This window comes from Cupriavidus sp. UYPR2.512 (assembly GCF_000379565.1).
GTDB lineage: Bacteria > Pseudomonadota > Gammaproteobacteria > Burkholderiales > Burkholderiaceae > Cupriavidus.
Genome location: NZ_KB902852.1, coordinates 254525 through 276658, shown reverse-complemented (window position 1 = coordinate 276658; position 22134 = coordinate 254525). Strand labels below are relative to the sequence as shown.

The following is a 22134-nucleotide window of genomic DNA, read 5'->3' as shown; positions in this document are numbered from 1 at the left end:
TTCATTGAGCGCTGCCGCAGGCAGGTTGCGGCGCCCCCAGTTCTGCCTGCCGCTCCAGATGCAGGCGGATAAAGTCCATCAGCGTTCGCGTTGCCAGCGTCGGATAGCGGTTTGGTGCGGTCAGCATGTAGACGCTGTCGCCCACGCCTTTCCGGCGGCTGGGAGGTGATCTTCAGCGCCACGTCGTAGCGTAGAACCCGATGGCTTTAGTCCTAGTCGTCATCGTGCCAACGATGCCACTCGCCATGGCGCTCTCTCCACTCGCGTTCCCTCCACCGCCGCTCACGCCACTGTTGTTCACGCCATTCGCGTGCCTGCCAATCGTCGTAGTAACCTGGCGCCACTACCACCGGGCGCGGAGCAACGTAGACAGGGGCCGGTTCGTAGTACACCGGGGGCGGAGGCGCTGCAACTACGACACCTGGAATACCGATGCCAATTCCGACGTCTACCCTTGCCTGGGCGGCGCCTGACGCAAGCATGGATGCGGCTGCGATTGCACAAACTGCCAAGATCTTCTGCATGATGCTGTTCCGTCGACTGTTGCCAATACCTTAAAGGGTTCTCGCCCTGTTTGGTATGAGCAGAACCTAAAGCTGGTTACCTCGTGTAACGGCGACAGCTTGCGACAGTTGACCACTGCGCTTGAGAGTCTTGTAAGGCTTTGTATCCACTCCTTCGTAGGCTGACGCTTCAGTCAAGCGGTGGAGATCCTTCCGTCAACGGGTAGTGCTATCGGTCAGCGCGTCGCAGCTGCGCTCGCAGGCCTGCCCTGCGATGCGGGCAGAAGTCAGGGGCTGGCGCATCAATCCTTGTTACGGTCTCTGCCGCGACCGTTGCCACCGTCGGCATCACGACTCCGCCCACGGTCATCACCGCGGTTACCGCCACGGTCATTGCCCCGGTCCTCGCCACGCTCGCCTCGCCGGTCCCGGCCGCGATTCTCCGCTCGCTCATCGCCGCGATTCCATCCACGCTTCTCGCCGCGGTTTTCGCCTTGATCTCCACCACGGTTCCAGCCGCGGTTATCACGGTCGCTCCAATCACGGCCCCTGTTTCGCTTCTCGTCCCGGTCCCAGCCTCGATCCCAATCACCGCCCCACCTTCGGTTGCCGCCGTAGTACCTCGCGCCGTCCCAATCGGAGTAACCGCCGCCGTAAATCGGACGCGAGTAACCGCCGTGGTAGTAGCCGTCATCATAGGGAGCGATGGCGCAGCCGGTGAGAAGTGCTGCCGTGGCTACGGCGAGCACAAATAGGGATTTCATGGTGACCTGCGCTTGCAATTGGCGAATTTGGCGCAAGGATACCGACGGGCACCTCCCCCGGTTGTAAGAAATCGTGTCCCACAGCGCGGGGGCGGAGCTAGCTGTAGCCGTCAACCCGCGCCGATGACGGCAGCACCGGTCGTCAACGTGCCTGAGATGGCGAGCTAGTCGGTGAAGGAATCGAAACGCTTCGGCGTAGCCGCATGAGGCTACAAGCCGGTCTTGGTGTTCTCGACGCAAGCCTTTGCGTAAGCGATTGCTTCGGTCATTGCCTCGTCCTCGCTACTGAACGAGGCTTTGATCTTGTGTCGCAAGCCTGGGACAAACTCGTTTGCGTGATCGATTCTTCGCTCGAACAATACCGATGCCTCCCAGGTCCCGGATTTAGACTTCCAGACCGTGCAGTGGCAGTAGTACTCCCCTTCTTCGACCCAGACATGGCTCGACATGGCGACCTCCCATCGTTTCGAGGAATCCTAGCATGACGAAAGAACGCCCCAGCCGGCATCTACTGCGGCTGCGCGTAGACTGCCAATCCGTGGGTCTGGGCGGTCGATTTCAGAGGGGTTCAGCCGTGATCATCTACCCACGCTTTCGCCCAGGCAATGCCGGCTGCCGCAGCCCGCTCGAACGAGGGGTAGTACCCCAAGGGATCCGACCCTTCCTCGATGCGGCCCTCCTTCTCAACTGCACCGGATGCCTCGAAGGACCCGTCACCAAGCTGCTTTGCAAAACCGCGGACGGTGTAGCCCTTGTAGCTTTCGATTGTCATGACGACCTCCGATTTAGACAGAAGATCGTAGCATGAAGAAACGGGTCAATCCGACTCTCGACGGCGAGACCGGTTGCATCTCTGCGCCGGCGAGCCATACCGCTACCGCCTCTGGCGCGAGTGGGTCTGAAGCAACCCGAGCCTCGCCTTCATCAGACTGACGATCACCCGCTGCCTGCAGGGCGCGCTATGCATCAAGCGAAGGAAGTTTAGGCCGGCGCTTCACGGCCCCTCGGCATTGCGGCACAGGGCAGGCGAGGGATCGGCGGCGGCGCAAAGCACCCGGCCGCCTCCAACGCTTCCATCGTCAGCCCTTATTCGAGCATCTGCGCACCGTGAAGCCGCATGCCGGGGAGCCAAAGCCGACTTACATTGCAGCTGCCTTTGAGGCCTGCGCCGCACGACGTTGCATGCCTTTCGAGGGCACCTCCGCAGCAGTATTGAAGCTGCTCTCGGCCACTTGCATGGCTTGTTTTGCCGTCGTTTGCATCGACTCATAGAGCGTAGTGGTCGCGTTGACGGCCTCCTGCCAGGCAGCCAATGGCGCCGCCGCCGCACCCGCTGGCGTCTGGCTCACCACGCTGCCAAGGAAGTCGTGCAGACCCTGCTTGCCTGCCGTGTATTGGACTTCGGCGACCTTCTCGAACTCCGCCCGAGTGGCGGCGAGGATGTCGTACAGTTGACGGCGATACGCCAATACATTGGCGGCTGCGGGTTGAAATAATTCGATTTGCAATTCGAGCAATGCTTGCGGGTCCTTGACTGAGAGCGCTTTCTTTGCGCCGTCTTGTGTCTCAGCCAAGGCCGTCTTCATGGTTTGCAGATTCAACTCCAGCAGTTTTTCGAAGCCTTCAAAGGCCTTGCCGGTCAGCCCGGTCAAGGCTTCAATGCCTGCCATTTGGACCTTAATGAATTGCTCGGGGGACCACTGAGTCATCTTGCGTCTCCTAAGTGCGACCCGCTACCTGAGCCTTCCGATGAGAGCTCCGACGGGACGGGAATCGAGTGGATAATGATTGCTGCATCGTGCCCCTGGCAGGCCACGCCGATCAGACCAAAGCACACCAACGCCGGCAGGCGCTACCGGCTAAAGCAATACGCTCATAAGGAGGCCTGGCCAGCCTGACATTCCCTTGCGCGAACTCGCCCGAAGGCTTTCAGAAAAGCGTAGCCTTGGATTGTCACCTGAGGGCGGCTGTGTTTTGGCCCCAGGCGCTCAAGCGTAACCAGTTGATATGCGAGCAGCGCGTCCATATCCGCGCGATCCAGCTCCGTTGGGTCAGAGCTGCCATTTACCAGCACAAGCGTGGCGAATTCATGATGACTCAGCACAGTCGTCTCCCAAGCTGTAGGTCTGCATTTGCTACGGGACTTCACTACCGTCCGTGACAGCCGCCTGGTTTGCACAGACCGCTTGTTTCGTCTCGGACGCGAGGTTCTGGCTGGCGGATGCTTGTTCTCGCACCCGGAACGTTCATCTTAGTTGCTGGCCACCTTGTGTTCAATGTGATTGGAAGCATGTCTGCCCTAATCCCGGTATTTTCTCCGTCGCCCAAAAACGCGCGCAGGGCAGCTCAGCGAATATCGCAACATGATATGCATCCAGGTTCGGGAGCATCCATTCGCCGACCGGCCGGACGGCTTGCATTAGCGCCACTCGCCAAGGTCCGCTACCGATATGTGGCTGCTGGGGAAAGGCATGGAGCTGCAGGCCATATGAGGACCGCGCTGTGTCAAAAAAAACCCGCGTCGCCGGAGCGGTGACGCGGGGGGTAGTAGCAGGACTTCAGGGCGATTCTATATTGACTTAGATTTTTCTTACGTCAGAATTAAGCAGGATCTTGACTCCAAATCTGAAGCCAAGAGTCCCGCGCGCGGGAAGGTGTGAGTGGAGGCAGAAAATGACAACGGCTCGGGCTGGAACCAAAGGGGAAGCTATCAGGCTCCTGGAGGCAGAGGGGGTCGCGCTGGTCGAGCTCGACTATGAGTCAGGCTGGCAAGATGCTATTGAGCTCGGGCGCCTTGGTAATAAGGTAGGGATACGGGTGGAGTATCGCGGACACGAAAGCATTGCCGTGAAGTCCCTCGCGGCGCTCATTGCAGGCCTCAGCCGGCCAAAGGTGTCCTTCCGGCAACGGAACCTTTACTGCCAGTTTGCATTGGACCAGCTGGCAGCCAACGAGTTAGTTGCCCTGGAGACAAAAGCCATGAAGGCTGGCGATTACATTCTGGCCGGGCACCTGCTGCGGGACGTCGATGCCGTTTGGACTGAGTAAGCCTGGATCGAGGGGACTTTCTCAGATCCGGCGGTCGGAAATTTGCGCACTCAGCCCGTATCGCGACTCGCCCGCCTCATCTTCAGCCCTCTGATCCAGAGGTTAACCCGCAGATGCTGCCCGCCCTCCTCTTCGGTATGCTAGGGGTTCGGCGCGCCGCACCGCATTCAACCCTATTTTGGCGACGCGGCGATTCTGGGGCGGGGCTTCTCAGCACGCAACCTGTAGGCACCAAATGTCGAGGACGAAATGGCGACTGGCATCGTGAAGTGGTTTAACAGTGAAAAGGGCTATGGGTTCATCACGCCGGATGATGGCGGCAAGGACTTGTTTGCGCATCACAGCGAAATCCAAGGCACCGGGTTCAAATCGCTGGAGGAAGGCGCGAGAGTGGAATTTGAAGTCACGCAAGGCCAGAAAGGCCCACAAGCGTCACAGATCCGCCCGCTATAGTCGCCCTGGGCCGCCTGACGGCCTGAATTGACAAAGCCCTCCACGAATTGCGAAGGGCTTTTCTGCTTTCCGGCTCGTGGCGGCCCCATCCTGGGGGTCGCTATTTCCTGCGCCAATATCGACTGACAACAGCATTTCGGGCTAAGTGCGACAGACCTCGGGCTCATGGCGACGGAGGTAGTCGACCACCGTTGCGAGTTTCAAACGGAGCCGCTTGCCGCCCCGTGTAAACTCCTGCATCGGCGGATCGCCAACCATCCCCCTATTGAGGAAGAACATGACTCGACAATCACTTCGTACGCTGTGCCTGACCCTGCTGCTAGCCGCTGCCACCGCACCGGCATTTGCCGATGACCTGAAGAACGCCGCGGGAGGCGGCCTGGGCGGTGCCGCGGGCGCGGCCGTTGGCGGCGCACTGGGCGGCAGCACGGGTGCCGTGATCGGCGGCGCGGTGGGCGGCGGTGCGGGCGGCGCGGTGACTGCCAACAAGAAGGAACGAACTGGCGCCGTCGTGGGTGGCGCGCTGGGCGGTGGCGCCGGCGCGGCGGCCGGCAATGCCCTGGGCGGCCGAACCGGCGGCATCGTCGGTGCCGCGGCCGGTGGTGCAGCGGGTTCGGCGCTGGGCGGCAATGTGTCGCGCAACAACTATGCCGATGACCACAGGAACGGCAATGTGTCGCGCAACAGCTATGGCGATGACAAGAACAGCAATCGCGGCAAGCACAAGGGCCAAAAGAAGCATCGTCACGACGACTGAGCGAGGCGACGCGCGATGGCGCCCGTCAGTTGGGCATCCATACCATCGCGCTCTTAACCGCGTCGCGCGGCTGAGGTAGTGGAGCAATCGCTTGACCGCAGACGCGATTCAGCGGCCCATGCGGCGGTTGTAGCTGCGCGAAATGCGCGCCATCAACGCTGGATCTTGTGCAGCCATGCTGTCGAATTCCACCCGCACGTAGCCGTCTGCCTGCTGATGAACACCGGCCATCACCGTCCTGGTATCCAGACTGCCGACGACCACGCCATTGACCGGGTCCTCGACGCTGATCGCCAGGCCCTGGTCGCGCATGGCCCCAGCTGCTGCGGTGAAGGTGCGATCGAAGCTGGCCGGGCCCATGACCGTAAAGGCGCCTGTTCCGGCCGGATCCAAAGTACATGCCGAAAGCGCCAGCATGGCGCCGCTGACTATCAGTGAGAGTCGCATGATGATGACTCCTTCCGTCAGCCCCGGATCGAAAATGTACGCGTTGCGACTTCAGGCGAGTTTTCCACTCGCTGATCGCTAAGACACAAGATTAGGCGACGCTGGCGCATAGACACAGCCTGCCAGGTGCGCGCCCGCACCCTGGCCGTCGTTGCAAGCTAATGCGAAGTGCGCCGCAGAGCCGACGCAGCGGCAACTAGGCTGCGCCCGCCCCGCGCCCCGCGCATGCCAATGCCAGCGCCAGCCTTGCGCCCACCTCGGCGTTGTGTTTCACGAGCGCGATGTTTGTCGCCAGGCTGCGTCCGCTCGTCAGCGCCTTGATGCGAGCCAGCAGGAAAGGCGTCACGGCCTTGCCGGTGATTCCCTGCGCCGTGGCCTCGGCGAGCGCCTGCTGAGTCAGCGCGTCGATCTCCCCGGACGTCATCGCTGCCGCTTGCGGCACCGGGGTGCTCAACACCACGCCGCCCGCCAGGCCCAGGTCCCACTTGGTGCGGATGAAGCGTGCCTGCTCCGCCGCATGGTCCAGCCTGAAGTCAGCACGAAAGCCACTGTCGCGCGTGTAGAACGCTGCAACATTGTCTTGCTCGCAACTGAGCACCGGCACGCCGTGTGTTTCCAGGTATTCCAGCGTGAGGCCGATGTCCAGGATGGACTTCGCCCCGGCACAGACCACCACCACCGAGGTCCTGGCGAGTTCCTGCAGGTCGGCCGAGATGTCAAAGGTCTCCTGCGCACCGCGGTGCACGCCGCCAATCCCGCCGGTGACGAAGACCTCAATGCCCGCCAGCGCGGCACATATCATCGTGCCAGCCACCGTCGTGGCGCCGAGCCCGCCGCTGGCCAGCACGGCTGGCAGGTCGCGGCGGCTCACCTTGTGTACGCGGTCCGAGCGCCCGAGCAGTTCCAGTTCGTCGTTCGAAAGCCCGATGCGGATTCGCCCACCAATCAGCGCGATCGTCGCAGGCTCGGCTCCCAGGTCGCGGATCAAGGCCTCCACTTCGCACGCCGTGCGAACGTTCTCCGGGTAGGGCATGCCGTGGGCGATGATGGTCGATTCCAGCGCAACGAGCGGGCGGCCGGCAGCCTGTGCAGCGGCCACAGGCGCGCTGAAGGTCAACCAGGAGCGGGCAAGGTCGGCAACCATGTCGATGCTTTCGGTGGCGAGTCACATCGTGTGCAGCAAGAGGCTGGTCCATGAGGCGCAAGCTTGGGGCCACCTCAAGACGTCAATGGTACAGCGGGCAGGACTGGGACGGCTGACTCTGGCACCCTGAATCGCCTGCCCGCAGGTGCCACCTCATCGCGGCCTGGAATATCGTTGTCATAGCCGGGCGGGGGTGCTGCCGGGAGCCTCACGCTAAGGTATGCTGCCGCTTTCGGATCGATTCTCTCCAGAGGGGCAAATGCGGCGCGTCGTGTTCAATCAGAAGGGTGGGGTCGGAAAATCGACCATTGTATGCAATCTCGCGGCGATCAGCGCCAGCGAGGGCTTGCGCACCCTGGTCATCGACCTGGATGCACAAGGTAACTCCACCCAGTACCTGCTTGGCGCGCAGGCCGCTGAGGCAAGTCCGACCGCGGCGAACTTTTTCGAGACCTCGCTGACCTACAACTTCAGGCCGGTGGAATTTACGTCCTTTGTCCACCCGACGCCGTTCGAGAACCTCGATGTGATGCCGGCGCATCCTGACCTGGATTCCCTCCACGGCAAGCTCGAATCCCGCTACAAGATCTACAAGCTGCGCGACGCCTTGCTCGAGCTGGAGGCAGTCTATGACGCCATTTACATCGACACGCCACCGGCCCTGAATTTCTATACCCGCTCCGCACTGATCGCCGTGGAGCGCTGCCTGATCCCATTCGATTGCGATGACTTCTCGCGCCGTGCCCTCTACACGCTGCTCGATAACGTGAAGGAAATCCAGCAGGACCACAACGACGGGCTGCAGGTCGAGGGGATCGTGATCAACCAGTTCCAGCCGCGAGCCAGCTTGCCGCAGAAACTGGTCGATGAACTGGTAAGCGAGGGCCTGCCAGTCCTTGAATCGCGGCTATCTGCATCGGTGAAGATCCGCGAATCGCATCAGCATGCCACCCCCATGATCCATCTGGATCCACGCCACAAGCTTGCGCAGGAATACGTGGCGTTGCACCGCGAGCTGGCTGGTTGAAGAATCGCCAAGGCGCGCTGAGATAGATTTCCCCACGCAAGGACACTGCCGGCGTGAGCCGGATGCCAATTGGCCCCGCCTGGCCGACGCGTGGCCAGGTGGCGCCGGCCACGCCGGCGCCGCCATTGCACGGCAAAGGCTGTCAGGGCTTCTGTGGCCGGACGGCGTCAGCGGTGCCCTGGATACTGGCTCAAGCCATACACGCCGCCCCAGCCCACTGCAATCGAAACGTACTGCTTGTGCCGTCGAGCACGTAGGTCACCGGCGCGGCCACCACGCCGGAGCCGGTCGGCACCTGCCACAGCTTGTCTCCGGTGCCGGCGTGATAAGCCACCAGGCCGCCGATGTTGTCTCAGATCGATGCAGAGGGTGTCTCAATATGAGACAAGCGCCCCGGAAAAGGGCGCTTCAAACTGCTGAAAAGCCTCAACGCCGGTGGTTTTCTGTGCGATGCATTGCCTGAATGAAATGACCGAAAAATCCCTCGCATGCGCGGAAGCTGCACGCCGGTGCACTGGCGTGCATCACAGCCCGCCCGACTCGGTGATCATGCCTGCGGCGAATCGCCCTCAATGACCTTGAGGGCTATCGCTCCCTTAACGCCCAGCCTTGTCCTGCGAGACGTCCATGATCATCCGCGTCAGCAGGTACAACCGCGGCGTGACCGAGTTCAGATCGACATACTCGGCATCATTGGAGTGAGCACCGAAGCCTCGCAGCCCGAAGCGCTCGATCACCGGCGCCTTGGTGTCCGCAGCCGCGAAGGCGGCATCGGTGCCTCCGCCTTCCGCGGTGTCGTGGACCTGGAGCGTTTCACCGATCTCCGCATAGATGCCTTGCGCATGCGCGGCGAGCTTGCGTGCTGCGTCGCTTACCTCCAGCGGTGGACGGCGGCGCTCGAATTTCACGTCAACCTTGGTGTCGGGAATGAGCTGCTTGCGGATGCGTTCCTGCAGCGTTTTCTCGAGGCTATCGTAGTCAGCGGTGCGCAGCACGCGTACGTCTGCCTGCGCGGTAGCGGTGGCCGGGATCACGTTGCGATTGGTGCCGGACGAGGAGACTGTCCAGTTGACCTTGAGGCCGGTGGCCGGATTGGACAGGTCGCGCATCTGCAGGACCTGGTGCGACAGTTCATAGAGCGCATTGCGGCCCTGCTCGGGCGCACTGCCCGCGTGCGACGCCTTGCCCTGCACCGTGAGATAGATCGAACCGATGCCACTAGTCGCCAGCGACAGGCGGTCGCCGGTGACGCGGCTGGCCTCGCATGAGAACACAGCATCCTGCTGCGCGCCCAGCCGGGCCAGCACGGCCCGCGCACCGGGCGAGCTGATTTCCTCGTCGCCGTTGATCAGCACCGTCAGCGTGCCGTAGTCCTTGAACTTCATCTTCTGCAGGAGCGCGATGGTGTGGAGGATCACGGCCACGCCGTTCTTGTCGTCGGCGATGCCCAGCCCGTAGGCGCGGTCACCCTCGATGCGGAAGGGCTGCTGGGCCAGCATGCCGCGCAGGTACACGGTGTCCATATGGGCAATCAGCATGATGTTCCGCTTGCCGCTGCCCTTGAACTGCGCCATCACCATCTTGCCCACTTGCTTGGGCGTGTCTTCCATCCGGTAGATTTCGGCTGGCTCGACCAGCTTGGCTTCGGTGGCTCCCAGCGCCGCCAGCCGGTCCCGGATCAGCGTGCCGATGCGGTCCAGCCCTTCGATGTCCTTGCTGCCGGACTCGATCGACACAAGGTCTTTCAAGGTCGCAATGAGTGCGGGCTTCTCCTGTTGTGCGAGCTGATGAACCGGCTCGACCGCGGTGGCTGCGGCGGTGCCGGCAAGCGTGGCACCGGCGATGAACAGGACGGCAGCGCGCAGAGAAAAAATGCGGCAAGGCATGGGTAGGGTCTCCTGGGTTGCAGGTTACGGTGCGAAAAGGCGGGAAAGCAGGCAATGTCCCAACGGCCGGGATACAGCGCGCACGAGCATAGCGCGTCGCCGTATGGCGCACAACGGCGGGTACGCAGCCATGGAAGGATCCGCGCAGGCCTCGCACAGCGCCAGGTAGCGCGCCGAAAGCGGCGTAGCACAATCAGCAGGCCAGTTCGATAGCATGGCGGCTCTCTACTTGGGCGCAGGCCACACATGCAGCCGACGCCGGATGCCCCCCCGCTCTTGCGCACGATCGGGGCAAGCCCGATTTCCGAGACAGGCACCTCCAGCTGGACCAGCTGGCGTATCAATGTACAGGGAGCCGGCCGTCGGCTCGGCGAGTCGCACGCCGATGCCGCTGAAGCCGCCAGTGGTCAGTGCCTCGGCAATCAAGCAGCGGCCGCACCGGTGTCATCCATGTACAGCAGTTCATGCAGGGAAAACATAGGGGTCATATGCCCCGTCGATGGCGGCGGGCAGACCCTCTCCGGACATACCCGGAGGCCAGCGTCTTGCTATTTCGCCGTGCGGAATACTCCGCCGCTTTCCTTGACGATGCCTCGACGCCTATGCAACAGTCGGTGAAAACGAACGATCGTGCGGGAACACTCCCGACACCTCGTCACCGGGTCGCAACGCCGCCGTTCGCGCCGACGCGGCCAGTGCCCCGGCTTGCCGGGCGGCCAGCGCGCCGCATCGCACAGGAGACAAGCATGCAGTACCTGCAACACGCATCTGCGCACCCGCGCCGTGACCGCCACGGCGCGCCCTGGGCCAGGCCATTCCGCCCGCGCATCGCCGCGCGCGAGCCGGCGCTGCCGCCCGCCTGAGTTCCGCCCCCGACTTCCTGACCGTGGCCGCGCCTGGCGCCGCCGCGACGGAACACGCACGGCCTTTGCCGCTGCGTGCCTGGTTTCCCGAACCGCACGAGGTACCCCTGTGGCATTGTTCCTTCAACAGTTCCTGAACGGCCTGACGCTGGGCGGCGTATATAGCCTGGTGGCGCTTGGCCTGACGCTGGTCTACGGCATCCTGCACGTGCCCAACTTCGCCCACGGCGCCTTCTACATGGCCGGCGCCTATGTGTCGTACTTCCTGATGACATCGCTGGGTGTGAACTACTGGCTGGCGATGCTGGGCGCGGCGCTGGTGGTGGCCGTATTGTCGATGGCTGCCGACCGGCTGGTGTTCCACCCGCTGCGCAACGCGCCCGAGCTGCACGACATGATCGCCGCGATCGGCATCCTGCTGTTCCTGGAAGCCGGCGCGCAGGCGCTGTGGGGCGCGGACTTCCACCGCATGCCCACGCCCTATGGCCAGATCGTCGAGGTGTTCGGGCTGACCGCGCCGCTGCAGCGCCTGCTCATCATCGGCGCCGCCTTTGCCCTGATGGTGCTGCTGCACCTGTTCCTGACGCGCACCATGACCGGCGCCACCATCATGGCCATGGCGCAGAACCGCGAAGGCGCCGCGCTGGTCGGCATCGACGCCACCCGCGTGACGCTGCTGGTGTTTGCCATCTCCGGCGCGCTGGCCGCGATCGCCGCCACGCTCTACGCCCCGATCAACCTGGTCTACCCCAGCATGGGCAACCTGGTGATCACCAAGGCCTTCGTCATCATCATCCTGGGCGGCATGGGCAGCATCCCCGGCGCCATCGTCGGCGGGCTGATCATCGGCATGGCCGAAAGCTTCGGCGGTTTCTACGTTTCCACCGACTACAAGGACATCATCGCCTTCGTGCTGCTGGTGGTGATCCTGTCGATCCGGCCGCAGGGCCTGTTTGCCGGCAAGGCAGCCTGAGGAGTCACCAGACATGAAAGCACTGCAAGGAAAAACCGGCTGGACGTTGCTGCTGGCACTGGCCATCGCCTTCCCGCTGATCACGCCCAACAGCTACTACCTGACCGTGATGACGCTGGCCTTCATCTACGCCATCGCCACGCTCGGGCTGAACCTGATCACCGGCTACACCGGCCAGCTGAACCTGGCCCATGGCGGCTTCATGGCCATCGGCGCCTATACGCTGGGCATCCTGACGGTGGACCACCAGGTGCCGTTCTGGCTGGCCTTCGTGCTGGCGGGGGTGATCTGCATGGTGCTCGGCTATGTGGTCGGCGTGGTGTCGCTGCGCCTGAAGGGCCATTACTTCTCGATCTTCACCATGTGCGTGGGCTACATCATCTACCTGCTGATCGAGAAGTGGGAAAGCCTGACGCATGGCACGGTGGGCCTGATCGGCATCCCGGTGCCGGCCGCGATCGGGCCGCTCAGCTTTGACAGCGTGCAGGCGCAGTATTACCTGGTGCTGTTCTTCCTGGCGGTCGGCACCTTCCTGATGCACCGCATCGTCACCTCGCTGCTGGGCCGCAGTTTCATGGCGGTGCGCAACAGCGACGCGCTGGCCGAGGCGCTGGGCATCAACCTGATGCGCACCAAGGTGCTGTCGTTCGTGCTGTCGGTGGGCTACGCCGGCTTTGCCGGTGCCCTGTATGCCGGACAGGTGCGCTTCCTGGGGCCGGACATCGCGCGCACCGACCTGACCTTCGACATGGTGATGTCGATGCTGGTGGGCGGTATCGGCACCATCTTCGGGCCGCTGCTGGGCGCGGTGCTGGTGCCGTGGATCACGCAGTCGCTGCAGTTCATGCAGGACTACCGCATGCTGGTGTTCGGCCCGGTGCTGATCCTGCTGATCATCTTCGTGCCGGACGGCATCGTGGGTTCCTGGCTGAAGAAGCAGGCACGCAAGGCCGCGGCCGAACGGCGCGGCAAGCTGGCGGCGCAGTCCCCCGCACAACCCGCCACCGCTGTCCCGACCACCCGCGCCGGAGCCGACCATGCTTGAGATCCGCAACCTGACCAAGAAATTCGGCGGCCTGACCGCGGTGCACGATGTCTCGGTGACCTTCGAGCAAGGCCATATCAACGCCATCATCGGCCCCAACGGCGCTGGCAAGACCACCTTCTTCAACCTGGTGGCAGGCACGCATGCGCCCAGCTCCGGCCAGATCCTGTTCAAGGGCCAGGACGTGGCCGGCCTGCGCGCCGACCAGATCGCGCGCCTGGGCGTGGCCCGCACCTTCCAGGCCACGGCGCTGTTCGACCGCGCCACGGTGCTCGACAACCTGATCGTCGGCCACCGCCTGCGCACCCGCTCGGGCCTGCGCGACGTGCTGTTCAACACGCGCCGCCTGCGTGAAGAAGAGCGCTTGTGCCGCGACAAGGCCGAAGCCGCGCTGGACTTCGTCGGCCTGTCGCACCTGGCGCATGAGGTCGCCGCCGACATCACGCAAGAGGCGCGCAAGCGCGTGGCCTTTGCGCTGGCACTGGCGACCGATCCGGAACTGCTGCTGCTCGACGAACCCGCCGGCGGCGTGAATCCGGAAGAGACCGTGGGCCTGGCCGAGCTGATCCGCAAGATGGTGCGCCATGGCAAGACCGTCTGCCTGATCGAACACAAGATGGACATGATCATGCGCCTCGCAGACAAGATCATGGTGCTGAACTACGGCGAGAAGATTGCCGAAGGCACGCCCGCGCAGATCCAGCAGGATCCGCATGTCATCGAGGCCTACCTGGGAGCCGACCATGTTGCAGCTTGAACGCGTCTCGCTGTCGTACGGCAGCTTCCGCGCCCTCGACAACATCACCCTGCACGCCGGCGCCGGCGAGCTGGTGGTGCTGCTGGGCGCAAACGGTGCCGGCAAGAGCTCGATCTTCCTGGCGATGAGCGCGATCCACCGCGTCAGCGGCGGCAGCATGCGCTTTGACGGGCGCGAACTGTCCGGCATGAAGCCGTCGCAGATCGTGCAGGCCGGGCTGGTGCACTGCCCGGAGGGCCGCAAGCTGTTCCCGGCGATGAGCGTGGAGAAGAACCTGGTGCTTGGCGCCTACGTGCACCGGCGCGATGGCGCGGGCATCCGTAAGACGCTGGAAGAGGTCTATGAGCTGTTCCCGATCCTGCGGCAGAAGAAGGACGATCCGGCCGGCTCGCTGTCCGGCGGGCAGCAGCAGATGGTGGCACTGGGCCGCGCGCTGATGAGCCGCCCGCGCGCGCTGTTGCTGGACGAGCCGTCGCTGGGGCTGGCGCCGCTGGTGGTCAGGCAGATGTTCGAGATCATCCAGCGCATCAACCGCGCCGGCACCACCGTGCTGCTGGCCGAGCAGAACGCGTATGCGGCGCTGGGGATCGCGCATCGCGCCTACGTGATCGAGAGCGGGCGCATCGTGATGGAGGGGGATCGGGATACGTTGCTGAAGGATGAGGGGATTCGGAAGGCGTATATCGGGGGGTAGCGGACAGGCTCGACACGATGGGCTCGCTGTACCGCAAGCATGCCCCCTCTCCCGCAAGCGGGAGAGGGGGCAAACCAAGCGGTCGTCAACGGATATCAGGCATAACAAGCGCAGTACATTCAGGAGACATAGCAATGCAAAGCAAGATCATGCGCCGTATCTTCCCGCTGGCCGCCACCGCCGTGGCCGCCATGCTGGCCTCTGGCACCGCGCTGGCGCAGGAAGTGGTCAAGATCGGCTATACCGGCCCGCTGTCCGGCGGCGCCGCGCTGTATGGCAAGAACGTGCTGTCGGGCGTGCAGATGGCGGTGGACGAGATCAATGCATCCGGCCTGGAAGTGAAGGGCAAGAAGGTCAAGCTGGAGGTGGTGGCGCTGGATGACAAGTACTCGCCGGCCGAGGCCGCCATCAACGGGCGCCGCCTGGTGCAGCAGCACAAGACCCCGGCGGTGTTCGTGCCCCATTCGGGCGGCATCTTCGCGCTGCAGGCCTTCAATGAGCAGGAGAAGTTCCTGGTGATGGCCTACTCCAGCGTGCCGCGCATCACCGACGCCGGCAACAAGCTGACCATCCGCATCCCGCCCGCGTACACCGGCTATATCGAGCCCTTCATCAAGGCGCAGATGAAGCGCTACGGCAAGAACGTGGCGCTGGCCCCGGCCGACCACGATTACGCCAAGGCCTGGGTGCAGGCCTTCGTTCCGGCGTGGGAATCGGCCGGCGGCAAGGTGGTGGCCAACAACCCGATGTCGTACACCAAGGCCACGGATTTCTACAGCGGCGTGTCGCGCGCGATGAGCGAGAAGCCGGACGTGATGTTCGTCGGCGGCCCGTCGGAGCCGACCGCACTGGTGGTCAAGCAGGCGCGCGAACTGGGCTTCAAGGGCGGCTTTATCGTGATGGACCAGGCCAAGATGGACGAAATGGCCAAGGTCACCAACGGCCTGGGCATGCTGGAGGGTGCCATCGGCGTGCTGCCCCTGGTCAACGACGGCCGCCCCGCCGCGCAGAACTTCAACGCCAAATACAAGAAGCTGCATGACGGGCGCGATGCCACCACCGAGATGTCGCTGAACTACACCATGGTGTACGCGCTGGCGGGTGCGATGAAGCTGGCCGGCACCACCAGCGACGCGGCCGCGATCCGGGCGAAGATGCCCGACGCGGTCAAGGGCCTGGCCAAGGAGGTCAACCCCAACGAAGTCGACGGCATCGACGCCAAGGGCGGGTCGATGGCCGACACCATTGTCGGCTGGGTGCAGAACGGCAAGATTTCGCAGGTCCGGTTGTCGGAGCTGGCGAAGTAAGCCAGGCCGCGGCGGCGCCCGCGCGGCGCCACGCAAGAACAAACCCCGGCAGGCCGCGAGGCCTGCCGGGGGTTTCTGCCTTCCGGGCTCCGTCAAGCGGGCCGCGCTACTGACGGCGATCGCCGTCGCGCCCGTTGCGCGCTTCCATCTGGCCGCGTTCGTTCTGGGCGCGCTGTTGCTGCTGCTGTTGCTGCTGTTGCTGCTGGCGCTGCTGCTCCATCTGCTGCCGCTGGCGCTCCTGCATCTGCCGTTGCTGGTCCTGCTGGTGCCGCTGCTGCTCCTGCATCGCACGCTGCTGCTCCTGCGCCGCACGCTGCTGCTCCTGCGCCGCACGCTGCTGCTCCTGCGCCGCACGCTGCTGCTCCTGCATGTGGCGCTGCTGCTGTTCCGCCTGCTGGCGCTGCATGGCCTGCTGCCGTTGCTGCTCTTGCACCTGGCGTTGCTGCTCCTGCATCTGCCGCTGCTGCGCCATCTGCTGGCGCTGGGCCGCCTCGGCCTGCCGCTGCTGGGCCTCCTGCATTTGCCGCTGCTGCTCGGAACGCTGGCGCTGCATCTCCTGGCCCTGCCGCTGCTGCTCGGCCATCTGGCGCTGGCGCTCCACCTGCTGGCGCTGCTGGTCGGCGGCCTGGCGTTGCTGGGCTTCGGACTGGCGCTGTTGCTCCATCTGCTGGCGCTGGATGTCTTGCGCCTGGCGTTGCCGCGATTCCTGCATCTGCCGTTGCTGCTGGGCTTCGGACTGGTGCTGTTGCTCCATCTGCTGGCGCTGGGCGTCTTGCGCCTGGCGCTGCCGCGCTTCCTGCATCTGCCGTTGCTGCTGGGTCTCCTGCATCTGGCGTTGCTGCTCAAAGCGCTGCCGCTGCATTTCCTGCGATTGCCGCCCCGGATCGGGACGGTCCTGCCCATCCGCCCACTGGCGCTGTTGCATGCGCTGCTGATCCTGCTGGCGTTGCTGGTCGCGGGCCTGGTCCTGCCAATGGCGTTGCTGGGCGTCGCGTTGCTGGGCCTCCTGCTGTTGCCGCTGCAGATCTGGCCCCTGCCGCTGCTGCTCGCGCAGCGCGCGCTGTTGTTCCATCTGCTGGCGCTGCAAAGCCTGCTGCGGTTCGCGCTGCATCCCCTGCGCCTGCCGTTGCGCGTCGGCCGGTCCGCCCGGCTGGCCAACAAAGCCGCGGGCTTCGTCGGGCCGGCTGCTCTGGCCGCGGCCGTTGCCGCGCCAGGGTTCGCCCGGGGCGTTCGAATAGTTGCGATCACCGCGATCGCCACGTGCGGGGCCATCGGCATCGCCGCGGCCGGCGCGCGGCTGCGCCTGGTCGCGCGCGGCGATGGCCGCCTGGCTCATGCGCACATCGGGAGCCCGCTGCACGTCGCGCCCGGGCCGCCGTTCATTGCCACCGCGCCAGGCAGGGCCGGCGCCGGGCACAACCCCGCCCTCGCGCGCGAAGCGGCGGGCCAGGTCGTCCGTGGCGGGCCGCCCCGGCGCGCGGGCGGCGATGGCCTCGCGCTCGAAGCCATGGCGGGCCTGCGGCGGCAGCGGCCGCATCGGGGCCGATCCCACCAGGCTGCCCTTGACCGGCGCCACCGGCGGCGCCCCCCTGGCCTCGCCGGCCGGCAGGTTGCGCCATTCGTCGCGATGCATGCCGCGCGCCGGGCGCCCTTCGACGAAATTGCGTGCCGGCATGCCGGTGATGGCGCCGGGCACGTTGCGGTTGGCGTAAGGCGCAGGCCGGCGGTCGCCCATCACGATGTTGTTGACCGTGACACGGTTGATGCGGGCGACATAGGTCGGGCTGGCACGATAGACCGGCCGGTACGCGTCGCTCGGCCCAAGCGGATACCAGGCCACGCCCGGCCCGCTGCCAACGCGCACGCTCCAGTTCGGCCCGCTGGCGCCGACAAAGGCCACCACCGCGGGGGCGTAGCACGGGCGCACGCGCGGGCCCGGCACCCAGCCCCAGCGCGAACCCACATAGGCCCAGCGGCCGTAGTGCGACGGCGCGAAACCCCAGGGCGCGTCATCGATCCAGGTCCAGCCCCACGGGGCGATCCAGGCCCAGTGCCCGGCGCTGTACGGTGCCCAGCCGGCGCTGACCACGCGCGGGAACCAGACCGCGCCGTAGCCGGGGTCTTCCTGCCAGTCGCCATAGCCGTCCAGCGCGGCGTAGCCCGGCATCTCGCGCGGCACGTAGCGGGCGGACGGCGAGGCATCTTCGCGCGCGTCGCGTGCCGCGGTCCAGCGGTCGAAGGCGTCTTCCGGCGCGCCGCCGCCACCGGCGTCGGCCAGGTCGGTGCCGGCAAAGCGCATGCGGTCGCCGCGCTGCAGCTCGATCGAGCGGCTGTCGCCATAGACTACGGCGCTGCCGTGGCGCATGGTCACGGTGGTGGTGCTGCCGTCCGGCGCCACGTCCAGCCGGTAGTCGCCCGGCTCACGCGGCACGAAGGCCAGGTTGGGGGTGTCGACCTCGACTGTCTGGCCCGGCGGCAGCGCGCGCACGCGCAGTTGCAGCGTGCCCTGGGTCAGCTTGACCTGCGTGGCGCTGTCGTCCAGGTTCAGGATGCTGGCCGCGGTGGCGCCGCCCAGCCGGACCGCCACCGTGCCGGCATGCAGCTCGGCACGGCCGCCATGGTCCAGCCAGAGCCGGTCGCCGGTGGTGACGGGCCGGTTCAGGCCTGCGGCAGCCCAGTCGTCCGAGCCTGCCGGCGCAAAGCTGAGGTTGCCGTCGACAGCGGTCAGCGTGGCAATGCGCGAGGAAGGATCGGCTTGCTGGATCGGGGCATCAGCCCCCGGCGCATCGAGATAGGCCTCGCCGGGGGGGCCGGCGGGCACCTGGGCCAGTGCAGCAGCCGCCACCGCCAGGCCGGCGGCTGCGGCCAGGGCCGTCAGCGCCAGCCTGCCACGGAATTGGCCACGAGCACGGGGGACAGATTGGGAAGAATCGAACATGGAAGTCAGGACCGGGACAAAAGGCATAACGCATGGGGGCGGCCGGCCGATGTCAGCGGCAACCCTAATGTCACCATACATTGCCCCGGGATGCCGCGGCACGCCCGGCGCGGCAGACTTTGTAAGTTCGTATTTCGCCATGCGGCAGTGCAGCGCAGGCCGGCGCGCTATCCCAGGCAGGCTGCGGGCGGGCGGGGGGTCAGCGGGTGCCCGGGACGGGCAGGCTCGCCGTCAAAGGTGGAAACAACTTCCCTGACAGGGGGGGCGAAACCGGGAGCAGAGGCGGCTCAGCGGCCGGACTGCTGGCGCAGCATTTCAGTCAGGCGCTCGGCCGGCATCGGGCGGCCGTACAGGTAGCCCTGCGCCTCATGGCAGCCGTTGGCCAGCAGGAAGTCGCGCTGCTCGGGCGTTTCCACGCCTTCGGCGACCACGCCAATGTGCAGGCTTGCGCCCACGTTGATCACCGAGCGCACGATTGCGGCATCGACCGGGTCTTCGGTCACGTTGCGGATAAAGGACTGGTCGATCTTGAGCCGGTCCACCGGGAACGACTTCAGGAAGCTGAGCGAGGCATAGCCGGTGCCGAAGTCATCGCAGGTCAGCGTCACGCCGTCGCGGCGCAGCGCCTGCAACTGGTCCGCGACCTCGTCGCCCTGCTGCAGCGCGATGGTTTCGGTGATCTCGATCTCCAGGCAGTCCGGCGCCAGTTCCAGCGCGCGCAGCACGTGGCGCACCTCGGTCAGCAGCCGGCTTTCGGACAGCTGGGCCGCGAACAGGTTGATCGCCACCCGCGGCGGCTGGGGAAAGGCCAGCGACCACGCGCGCGCCTGGGCACAGGCGGTCTGCAGCAGCCACATGCCGACATCGCTGGCGATGCTGCTGCCGGCCAGCGCGTCGATGAAGGCGGCGGGCGCCAGCAGCCCGCGGGTTGGATGGCGCCAGCGCATCAGCGCCTCGGCACCGTGCACGCGGCCGTCGCGCAGGTCGACCTGCGGCTGGTACAGCAGCTCGAACTGGCGCTGGGCATAGGCTTCGTGCAACGCCTGCACCAGCGACAGCCGCGTGGTCACGTCCGAGCGCATCTGCGGCTTGAAGAAGCGCATGGTGCGGCCGCCGTCGTGCTTGGCGCGGGCCAGCGCCAGGCTGGCCGCGGCCAGTACGTCTGAACCCTGTTCGCCGGCGGCGGGGATCACGCAGGCGCCGATGCTGGCCAGCACATGGTGGCGGCGACCTGCGTTCTCATGCGGGGAGGACAGCATCGAGAGGATTGCCGCACCAACATGGCGCACCAGCGTGGGATCGGCAATGGAGGGAAGCAACACACCGAACTCGTCGCTGCCGATGCGGCCAATGGCGGCGTCGCGCGGCGAGGCGTCGCGCACGCGGCGGGCCACGCGCTGCAGGATCAGGTCGCCTTCGGCATGCCCGTGCATGTCGTTGAAGGCGCGGAAATCGTCAATGCCGATCAACAGCAAAGCACAGCGGGGCACCGCCTCGCTGTGCAGGCGTGCCTCCAGCCGCTTCAGAAATCCCTGGCGATTGTCAACGCCGGTCAGCGGATCGAGATCCGAGCCTGGCGAGGCGCCAGTCGCCTTCGCCCCCGACTTGGCCACCATCCCTGCCCCATCTGTAATTGTCGACATTGTTACCTGCTAGCAATTTAGCAAGTGTGACGAAAACTTGGAAAAAATCAAGCAGTTCCGATTGTGGCGGGAACAACTATGCGGCGGCGCAACGGCGCCGCATTGCGCGTTGAATCGGCTCCCGGCTTACAGTACCCTACCGCGCATCGGGCCGTCCCCCGCCGCCCCGCAACCTCCTGCTTGCCCGGAGCGGCGCCCCTGAGGCGGCTTTGCGGGGAACGGCCGCTCCTGAACAAGAACCTCACCGGCACCTCACCGTGAACGAATGGACCATCCGCACGCGCATCCTGGCAAGCTTCTCGCTGATCCTGCTTGTCATGGCACTGATGGGCGTTGTCGCCTACACCCGCCTGAGCGCCATTGAACGCGAAACCACGCTGATGCTGCAGGACGCGCTGCCCGGGCTGAACTACAGCACCGGCATCCGTGGCGTCTGGGGCGAGCGCTATGTGCTGGCGTGGCAGACCATCAATGCCGCCGACCCGGCTGAGCGCCGCGGCTTCCAGCAGCAAAGCCAGGACGCCGCCGGCCGCCTCGACAAGCTCGAGCAGCAGTATGAGACCTCGATCACGCGCGACGAAGACCGCATCGCCTTCAAGGCCTATCGGGACATGCGCGCGCGCTACGAACAGGCCTCCCAGATCCTGTCCCACCAGGGCGAGTGGAACGGCGCCGCCGCCGCGGCAGCGCTGCGCGGCGAGGCGCATGACCACTGGGTCGAGGCGCGCAAGGCGGCCCAGCACCTGGTGGACGACAACAGCGCGGTCAATTCGCGGGCGGCGCGGGGCATCGACGATGCCGTCAGTGCAGCCAAGACCGGCATCGAAGCGGCGCTGATCGTGGCCCTGGTGGTCGCCCTCATCTGCGGCTACCTGCTGCTGCGCGCGATCACGGTGCCGATGCAGTCGATCGTCAACCTGCTGTCCGGCATCCGCGGCGGCGACCTGCGCCTGCGCATGGCGCTGCGCCGCAAGGACGAATTCCACGAAGTGGAGGAAGGTTTCAACCAGATGACGGGCGAGCTGACCTCGCTGGTGGGCCAGGCACAGCGCACCGCGATCCAGGTCACTACCTCGGTCAACGAGATCGCCGCGACCGCGCGCCAGCAGCAGGCCACCGCCACCGAGACCGCCGCCACCACGACGCAGATCGGCGCGACCTCGCGCGAGATCTCGGCCACCGCGCGCGACCTGGTGCGCACCATCCATGAAGTCTCGAGCGCCGCCGAGCAGGCAGCCGGGCTGGCCGGCACCGGCCAGGTGGGGCTGTCGCGCATGGAAGGCACCATGCAGCATGTGATGGACGCCGCCGGCTCGGTCAATGCCAAGCTCGCCACGCTCAACGAAAAGGCCGGCAATATCAACCAAGTGGTAACCACCATCGCCAAGGTGGCCGACCAGACCAACCTGCTGTCGCTGAACGCCGCGATCGAGGCCGAGAAGGCCGGCGAATACGGCCGCGGCTTCGCCGTGGTGGCGACCGAGATCCGCCGCCTGGCCGACCAGACCGCGGTGGCCACCTACGATATCGAGCAGATGGTGCGCGAGATCCAGTCGGCGGTGTCGGCGGGCGTGATGGGCATGGACAAGTTCTCGGAGGAAGTGCGCCGCGGCATGTCCGAGGTCACGCAGGTGGGCGACCAGCTGTCGCAGATCATCGCGCAGGTGCAATCGCTGGCGCCGCGCGTGCTGATGGTCAATGAGGGCATGCAGGCCCAGGCCGGCGGCGCCGAGCAGATCAACCAGGCGCTGATGCAGCTGTCCGAGGCCGCGCAGCAGACCGTGGAGTCGCTGCGCCAGTCGAGCCAGGCGATCGACGAACTGACGCTGGTGGCCAACGACCTGCGCAGCGGCGTATCGCGCTTCAAGGTCTAGGGCCTGCGCCC

At 65.5% G+C, this 22134-nt stretch carries 21 protein-coding genes; 10 read left to right on the top strand and 11 right to left on the bottom strand.

From position 1 onward, the window contains the following. Position 1: 1 nt before the first annotated feature. The 6 genes from A3A5_RS42965 to A3A5_RS0101235 all read right to left on the bottom strand — a co-directional run bounded on the left by A3A5_RS42965 (position 2) and on the right by A3A5_RS0101235 (position 2976). Positions 2-145, bottom strand: coding sequence for a hypothetical protein (locus A3A5_RS42965; RefSeq protein ID WP_018308850.1), 144 nt, complete (start codon positions 143-145; stop codon positions 2-4). A gap of 67 nt (positions 146-212) precedes the next feature. Beyond that, positions 213-524, bottom strand: a complete 312-nt coding sequence (locus tag A3A5_RS40680; RefSeq protein WP_081623790.1) for a hypothetical protein — start codon at positions 522-524, stop codon at positions 213-215. Between the two features lie 281 nt (positions 525-805). Continuing rightward, positions 806-1267 (bottom strand): hypothetical protein, encoded by a 462-nt coding sequence (locus tag A3A5_RS0101250; protein WP_157637113.1) that lies wholly within the window; start codon positions 1265-1267, stop codon positions 806-808. 209 nt (positions 1268-1476) lie between these two features. After that, positions 1477-1716 (bottom strand): hypothetical protein, encoded by a 240-nt coding sequence (locus tag A3A5_RS0101245; RefSeq protein WP_018308848.1) that lies wholly within the window; start codon positions 1714-1716, stop codon positions 1477-1479. A 119-nt stretch (positions 1717-1835) separates the two neighbouring features. Then, the gene (locus tag A3A5_RS0101240) at positions 1836-2039 is read right to left on the bottom strand and encodes a hypothetical protein (RefSeq protein WP_018308847.1); all 204 of its coding nucleotides are present in this window, start codon (positions 2037-2039) and stop codon (positions 1836-1838) included. Positions 2040-2406: 367 nt separating this feature from the next. Beyond that, entirely contained in the window at positions 2407-2976 is a 570-nt protein-coding gene (locus A3A5_RS0101235; protein WP_018308846.1) for a phasin family protein, read from the bottom strand. Positions 2977-3940: 964 nt separating this feature from the next. Between A3A5_RS0101235 and A3A5_RS0101230 the strand changes: the two genes are divergently transcribed. From A3A5_RS0101230 to A3A5_RS0101215, 3 genes are all read left to right on the top strand, one after another. Continuing rightward, positions 3941-4315, top strand: coding sequence for a hypothetical protein (locus A3A5_RS0101230; RefSeq protein WP_010812735.1), 375 nt, complete (start codon positions 3941-3943; stop codon positions 4313-4315). Positions 4316-4564: 249 nt separating this feature from the next. Next, complete coding sequence (locus A3A5_RS0101225; protein ID WP_013953610.1) at positions 4565-4768, top strand: cold-shock protein; 204 nt, start codon at positions 4565-4567, stop codon at positions 4766-4768. Between the two features lie 277 nt (positions 4769-5045). Continuing rightward, positions 5046-5525, top strand: coding sequence for a hypothetical protein (locus tag A3A5_RS0101215; RefSeq protein ID WP_018308844.1), 480 nt, complete (start codon positions 5046-5048; stop codon positions 5523-5525). 108 nt (positions 5526-5633) lie between these two features. On the opposite strand, the gene A3A5_RS0101210 is transcribed toward A3A5_RS0101215, so the two are convergent. Beyond that, positions 5634-5972, bottom strand: a complete 339-nt coding sequence (locus tag A3A5_RS0101210) for a hypothetical protein (RefSeq protein WP_026200338.1) — start codon at positions 5970-5972, stop codon at positions 5634-5636. 196 nt (positions 5973-6168) lie between these two features. Continuing rightward, positions 6169-7116, bottom strand: a complete 948-nt coding sequence (locus A3A5_RS0101205) for a pseudouridine-5'-phosphate glycosidase (RefSeq protein ID WP_018308842.1) — start codon at positions 7114-7116, stop codon at positions 6169-6171. Positions 7117-7375: 259 nt separating this feature from the next. Here A3A5_RS0101205 and A3A5_RS0101200 point away from each other — a divergent pair, with 259 nt between their 5' ends. Then, on the top strand, positions 7376-8143 hold the full coding sequence (locus A3A5_RS0101200; protein ID WP_013953615.1) for a ParA family protein: 768 nt from the start codon (positions 7376-7378) through the stop codon (positions 8141-8143). A 596-nt stretch (positions 8144-8739) separates the two neighbouring features. On the opposite strand, the gene A3A5_RS0101195 is transcribed toward A3A5_RS0101200, so the two are convergent. Next, positions 8740-10029 carry a M20/M25/M40 family metallo-hydrolase gene (locus A3A5_RS0101195; protein ID WP_018308841.1) on the bottom strand — a complete coding sequence of 430 codons (1290 nt, stop codon included), beginning with the start codon at positions 10027-10029 and terminating at the stop codon, positions 8740-8742. Between the two features lie 972 nt (positions 10030-11001). Here A3A5_RS0101195 and A3A5_RS0101185 point away from each other — a divergent pair. The 5 genes from A3A5_RS0101185 (at position 11002) to A3A5_RS0101165 (ending at position 15668) form a co-directional block, all read left to right on the top strand. Further along, positions 11002-11865 (top strand): branched-chain amino acid ABC transporter permease, encoded by an 864-nt coding sequence (locus A3A5_RS0101185; RefSeq protein WP_018308839.1) that lies wholly within the window; start codon positions 11002-11004, stop codon positions 11863-11865. Positions 11866-11878: 13 nt separating this feature from the next. Continuing rightward, a complete protein-coding gene (locus A3A5_RS0101180) occupies positions 11879-12910 on the top strand; it encodes a branched-chain amino acid ABC transporter permease (protein WP_018308838.1) in 1032 nt (343 codons plus the stop codon). After that, complete coding sequence (locus A3A5_RS0101175; RefSeq protein WP_018308837.1) at positions 12903-13667, top strand: ABC transporter ATP-binding protein; 765 nt, start codon at positions 12903-12905, stop codon at positions 13665-13667. The genes A3A5_RS0101180 and A3A5_RS0101175 overlap by 8 nt, the downstream gene beginning before the upstream one ends. Continuing rightward, positions 13654-14361, top strand: a complete 708-nt coding sequence (locus A3A5_RS0101170; RefSeq protein ID WP_018308836.1) for an ABC transporter ATP-binding protein — start codon at positions 13654-13656, stop codon at positions 14359-14361. The genes A3A5_RS0101175 and A3A5_RS0101170 overlap by 14 nt, the downstream gene beginning before the upstream one ends. A 134-nt stretch (positions 14362-14495) precedes the next feature. Further along, the gene (locus A3A5_RS0101165; protein ID WP_018308835.1) at positions 14496-15668 is read left to right on the top strand and encodes an ABC transporter substrate-binding protein; all 1173 of its coding nucleotides are present in this window, start codon (positions 14496-14498) and stop codon (positions 15666-15668) included. A gap of 106 nt (positions 15669-15774) precedes the next feature. Here A3A5_RS0101165 and A3A5_RS37475 read toward each other — a convergent pair whose 3' ends face one another. Both A3A5_RS37475 and A3A5_RS0101155 read right to left on the bottom strand, forming a co-directional pair. Next, positions 15775-18606 (bottom strand): DUF6600 domain-containing protein, encoded by a 2832-nt coding sequence (locus A3A5_RS37475; RefSeq protein WP_018308834.1) that lies wholly within the window; start codon positions 18604-18606, stop codon positions 15775-15777. 287 nt (positions 18607-18893) lie between these two features. Then, positions 18894-20222, bottom strand: coding sequence for a bifunctional diguanylate cyclase/phosphodiesterase (locus A3A5_RS0101155; protein ID WP_018308833.1), 1329 nt, complete (start codon positions 20220-20222; stop codon positions 18894-18896). Between the two features lie 284 nt (positions 20223-20506). On the opposite strand from A3A5_RS0101155, the gene A3A5_RS0101150 reads away from it, so the two are divergent. Then, positions 20507-22123: a methyl-accepting chemotaxis protein gene (locus A3A5_RS0101150; RefSeq protein WP_018308832.1), complete on the top strand. Its 1617-nt coding sequence runs from the start codon at positions 20507-20509 to the stop codon at positions 22121-22123. Positions 22124-22134: the final 11 nt, after the last annotated feature.